4 protein-coding genes are annotated in these 5,513 nt (G+C 64.0%); 3 read left to right on the forward strand and 1 reads right to left on the reverse strand.

The window, feature by feature from the left end; genetic code table 11:
* The coding region (locus EN781_RS24315; RefSeq protein WP_145965600.1) for an ABC transporter ATP-binding protein at window positions 1-2,012 on the forward strand (2,012 nt) is incomplete at its 5' end.
* Window positions 2,013-2,045: 33 nt separating this feature from the next.
* On the opposite strand, the gene EN781_RS24320 is transcribed toward EN781_RS24315, so the two are convergent.
* On the reverse strand, window positions 2,046-2,642 hold the full coding sequence (locus EN781_RS24320; protein WP_127400396.1) for a hypothetical protein: 597 nt from the start codon (window positions 2,640-2,642) through the stop codon (window positions 2,046-2,048).
* 216 nt (window positions 2,643-2,858) lie between these two features.
* On the opposite strand from EN781_RS24320, the gene EN781_RS24325 reads away from it, so the two are divergent.
* Both EN781_RS24325 and EN781_RS24330 read left to right on the forward strand, forming a co-directional pair.
* Window positions 2,859-4,397, forward strand: coding sequence for a trimethylamine methyltransferase family protein (locus EN781_RS24325; protein WP_145965601.1), 1,539 nt, complete (start codon window positions 2,859-2,861; stop codon window positions 4,395-4,397).
* 237 nt (window positions 4,398-4,634) lie between these two features.
* Window positions 4,635-5,513: FAD-binding oxidoreductase (locus EN781_RS24330; RefSeq protein ID WP_145965602.1), on the forward strand; the 879-nt coding region annotated here is incomplete at its 3' end.

Consider the following 5,513-nt stretch of genomic DNA (forward strand, 5'->3'; position numbering starts at 1 on the left):
TGCGCGACCTCTCCAACATCGGAAAGATCGTCGGCGGCAAGATCAAGTTCCAGGGCAAGGACATGGGTGAGATGTCCGACGAGGAGCTGCGCGCCATCCGCGGCAACAAGATCGCCATGATCTACCAGGAGCCGATGGCGAGCCTGAACCCGGCGATGAAGGTCGGCCAGCAGCTGATGGAAGTGCCGCTGATCCACGACAAGGTGTCGAAGGACGAGGCTTACAAACGGGCGCTGGAAATGGTGCGCGCGGTGAAGCTGCCCGATCCCGAGCGCATGATGCGCTCTTATCCGCACCAGCTTTCTGGCGGCCAACAGCAGCGCATCGTCATCGCCATGGCGCTGTTGTCGAAACCAGCCCTGCTCCTGCTCGACGAGCCGACCACGGCGCTCGACGTGACGGTGGAGGCCGGCATCGTTGACCTCGTCAAGGGGCTCGGCGAGAAGTTCGGCACCTCGATGATCTTCGTGTCGCACAATCTGGGCCTCATCCTGGAAACCTGCGACAAGATCACGGTGATGTATTCCGGCGAGGCGGTCGAGACCGGCAAGATCAAGGACGTGTTCGACCGGATGCGCCACCCCTACACGCAGGGACTTTTCCGCTCGATCCCGCTGCCCGGCGCCGACAAGAATTCGCGGCCGCTGATCTCGATCCCCGGCCAGTTGCCGCTGCCGCACGAGCGGCCGAAGGGCTGCAACTTCGGCCCGCGCTGCCATCATTTCGTCGAGGGCGTCTGCAATGCCGCCGAAATCCCGATGATCGCGGTCGAGGGCCATGAGGGCCATTTCTCGCGTTGCGTGCGCTTCAACGAGATCGACTGGGAGGCGTTGCCGCCCGGCGCCAAGAAGGTCAACGAAAAGGTCGAGCCCGGCGCGCCGGTGCTCAAGATTCAGGACCTCAAGAAATACTACAAGGTCGGCGGCAGCGAAGTGTTCGGCTCCAGCGAGGGCCGCGTCGTCAAGGCCAATGAGACGATCTCCTTCGAAGCGCGCGAATCCGAGACCGTTGCCATCGTCGGCGAGTCCGGCTGCGGAAAGTCGACACTGGCCAAGGTGCTGCTCGGGCTGGAGACGGCGAGTTCCGGCAGCGTGACGCTCGGCAACAAGGAGATCCAGTCGACTGGCATCGAGAATCGGAGCGTCGAGACCGTGTCGTCGATCCAGATGGTGTTCCAGAACCCGTTCGACACGCTGAACCCCAGCCACTCGGTCGGCTCGCAGATCATCCGCACGCTGGAAAAATTCAATGTCGGCAAGACGGTCGCCGAGCGGCGCAAGCGGATGCTGGAGCTGCTCGACCTGGTGAAGCTGCCGCGGGCCTTCGAGACGCGCAAGCCGCGCCAGCTCTCCGGCGGCCAGAAGCAGCGCATCGGCGTGGCACGCGCCTTTGCCGGCGATGCCAGGGTGGTGGTGGCCGACGAGCCGGTTTCGGCGCTTGACGTCTCGGTGCAGGCGGCGGTGACCGAACTGCTGATGGACATCCAGCGCAAGAACAAGACGACGATGCTGTTCATCAGCCACGACTTGTCGGTGGTGCGCTACATCGCCGACCGCGTCGTCGTCATGTATCTCGGCTACATCGTCGAACAGGGCACGACCGACCAGATATTCTCGCCGCCCTACCACCCCTATACGGAGGCGCTGCTGTCGGCGATCCCGATCGCCGACACCAGCGTGGTCAAAAAGCACATCGTGCTTGAGGGCGACATCCCGTCGGCGATGAACCCGCCGACCGGCTGTCCGTTCCAGACGCGCTGCGGCTACAAGAAGCTGGTGCCGGACAATCTGTGCGAGACCAAGGTGCCGCCGGTGAAGAATCTCGGCGACGGCCATATGAGCCTGTGCTGGCTTGCCGACGACGTGCTGGCGAAGATGGATCAGGTGATCAAGTTCGACAAGGAGCATGCGGCGCATGAGGGCGTGCCGGAAGACGCGCCGCATGGCACCGGTCCGGGCTTTGCCGGTTCCCCCCCGAAGCGCCCGAGCGGCAAGAAGCCGAGCCCGAATTAGGAGAGCGTCGCTGAAGCTAGTTCAGCGCCGCTATCAGCTGCCGCATTGGCGCAGCTGCGCGGCGTAGTCCCGGGCCATCTTCTCGGTGGCCCGCGCGTAGCTTTGCACGCCGGCGTCGCCGCGGCTGCCGCGGCCATAAGCCGTCCAGCCGAGATAGTAGGCCAGATAAAGATTGTAGGTGTCGTTGCGGGGGACGCTGAGCGTGTCGGCGGTCTTGGAATGGTACCAGCCGACGAAGTCGACGGCATCGGCAAAGCGCGTCCGGCGTGCCGCCCAATTGCCGGTCTCGCTCTGGTATTGCGACCAGGTGCCGTCGAGCGCCTGCGAGTACCCGGTGGCGCTGGACACGTGCTTCCAGGGAATGAAGCCGAGCAGCTTGGTGCGCGGCGGCCTGGCGTTGCTCTTGAAGCCGGATTCCTTGCGCACCGTCGCCATCAGCACGGGCACGGGCACGCCATATTTCTGCTCGGCGCGCTCGGCCGCCGCCTGCCAATTGTCGAACCAGCCGTCATTCTGGTCGAAGACGGCGCAGACATCGTTGATATGGCTCGGCGGCGTCGCGCAGGCCGAAAGCGCCAACGCCAGCAGCACAGTGACAGCTACAATTTTACTAGAACTCGACCTACGCATCGGCAGACGAATAGGCCGAAAACATAAAGGGATTCTTGCGGCGTTTCTTAACGGGTGACGACCGGCCGTCGCCGGCTTGCCAGGTGTTATGATTTCGACTCTCTATGTCGCTTTTTTCGCAATGGAATGCCAGAAATGCCGCCTTGGCTAAAATCGCGCCCGCAAATGGCGGATTTCTGACAGCCGCGCTTTCGTGCCGGCGCTTTGATGCGCGGCATGACCGAACCAAGACGCAAGCGCGGCACTGAGCGAACCAGCAACCGGGGGCCGTCCGCGATCCCGCAATTGCCGACAAGACGGGTGACCAATCCCTATCCGCCGATGGCGCTGCTCTCGGCCGACCAGATCGAGGCGATCCATGAAGCCTCGATGCATATCCTGGAAAATTTCGGCATCGAGGTGATGAGCCCGCGGGCGCTGACGCTGTTCGAAAAGGCGGGTGCTGCGGTCGATCATGCGTCGATGAACGTCCGCATCGATCGCGGCATGGTCGCCGAGGCGCTGAAGACGACGCGTCCCGCCTACCTGCTCACGCCGCGCAATCCGGCGCACGCCATCCATCTCGGCGGCAACACGATCAATTTCACCCTGGTCGCCGGGCCGCCCAACGTGCACGACATGGAGCGTGGCCGCCGCGCCGGCAATTTGCGCGACTATCAGGACCTCGTGCGGCTGGCACAGCATTTCAACTGCGTCCACATGCTCGGCAACCAGGTCTGCGCGCCGATCGAACTGCCGGCCAATTCGCGCCATCTCGACACTTACTTCGCCAATCTGACGCTGACCGACAAAAGTTTCCATGTCTCGGCGATCGGCCGGGGCAGGGCGCTCGACGGCATCGAGATGATGGCGATCGCGCGCGGGCTGACGCTTGACCAGCTGCGCAACGATCCCGGCATCGCCACCATCATCTCGGTCAACTCGCCGCGTCGCTTCGACGAGATGATGGCCGAAGGCCTGATGACCATGGCCGAGTTCGGCCAGTCGGTAGCGGTGACGCCTTTTACGCTGATGGGGGCGATGAGCCCGGTGACGCTGGCCGGAGCGCTGGCGCAGCAGAACGCCGAGGCGCTGTTCGGCGTCGTGTTGACGCAGCTCGTTCGGCCCGGCGCGCCGGTCATGTACGGCGCCTTCACCTCCAATGTCGACATGAAGTCGGGCGCGCCGGCTTTCGGCACGCCAGAAAACACCAAGGCCAACATCGCGTCCGGACAACTGGCAAGGCGCTATGATTTGCCTTACCGCACGACGCCCGGTTCGGCCTCCAATGCGGCCGACGCGCAAGGCGCCTATGAGACGCTGATGGCGCTGTGGGGCGCGGTGCTCGGCCACGGCAACCTCGTCTACCACGCTGCCGGCTGGCAGGAGGGCGGGCTGACGGCGTCGTTCGAGAAATTCATCATCGACGTCGAGATGATCCAGCACATGATGGAGTTCCTGCGGCCGATCGTGGTCGACGAGGGGGAACTCGCGGTCGAGGCGCTGGGCGCGGTGCCGACCGGCGGCCATTTCTTCGGCGAGTCGCACACACTGGAACGCTACGCCACCGCCTTCTACCAGCCGATGCTCTCCAACTGGCAGAATTACGAGGCCTGGCAGGAGGCCGGCGGCCTCGACGCCACGGCGCGCGCGACGCGGCTGTGGAAGAAGGCGCTGGAGGAATATGTCCAGCCAGAGATGGATCCTGCGGTGCGCGAGGCGCTCGAAGCCTATGTCGCCAGGCGCAAGGAAGCGATCGGGCAGGGCGAGCCGTGAGTTCCTTGGCGTCGGTGCGAGGCACCCCCCTCTGCCCTGCCGGGCATCTCCCCCTCAAGGGGGGAGATTGGATCTCATCTCGGCTTTCGCAAATTTTCGGCGTCGCAGGGGATGACGGAGTTCGAACTGCTGATCTCCCCCTTGAGGGGAGATGGCCGGCAGGCCAGAGGGGGGTGCTTGGCGTTGCCCTTCCGATTCACCTTGTCTCTCCAACGTATTGATATCAGAGAAAAACCCATGAAATCGCATGCAAAGGTCGTGGTCATTGGCGGCGGTGTCGTCGGATGCTCGGTGCTCTTCCATCTGGCGCGGCACGGCTGGACCGACATCGTGCTTTTGGAGCGCGACGAGCTGACCTCGGGCTCGACCTGGCATGCGGCCGGCGGCATGCACACGATCAATGGCGATCCCAACGTCGCCAAGCTGCAGAAATACACGATTTCGCTCTACAAGGAGATCGAGGAACTGTCCGGCCAGGCGACCGGCGTGCACCTCACCGGCGGCGTGCTGCTGGCGGCGACCGAGGCGCGTCTCGACTGGCTGCGCGGCGTCGTCGCCAAGGGGCGCTATCTCGGCATCGACCTCGAGGTGATCTCGCCCAACGAGGCGGCCGAACTGATGCCGCTGCTCGATCCAAAGCAATTCGTCGGCGCGGTGCGTAACAAGGAGGACGGCCATCTCGATCCGTCCGGCGTAACGCACGCCTATGCCAAGGCGGCGCGGAAACTAGGCGCCGACGTCGAGCGTTTCACCAAGGTCGAGGACATCGTGCGCCGTCCCGACGGGCTGTGGCGCGTGATCACCAACAAGGGCGAGGTGGTGGCCGAGCATGTCGTCAATGCCGGCGGCCTGTGGGCGCGCGAGGTCGGCCGCATGGTCGGGCTTGAACTGCCGGTGTTGGCGATGGAGCACATGTACCTGATCACCGAGGACATGCCGGAGGTCGCCGCCTGGAACCAGGAGACCGGCACCGAGATCATCCATGCGGTCGATTTCGACGGCGAATTGTATCTGCGCCAGGAGCGCGGCGGCATGCTGATGGGCACCTACGAGAAGGCCAACAAGCCGTGGTCGGAATTCCAGACGCCATGGAATTTCGGCCATGAACTGCTGGAG

It is taken from the genome of Mesorhizobium sp. M4A.F.Ca.ET.090.04.2.1, assembly GCF_003999085.1.
Taxonomy (GTDB): Bacteria; Pseudomonadota; Alphaproteobacteria; order Rhizobiales; family Rhizobiaceae; genus Mesorhizobium.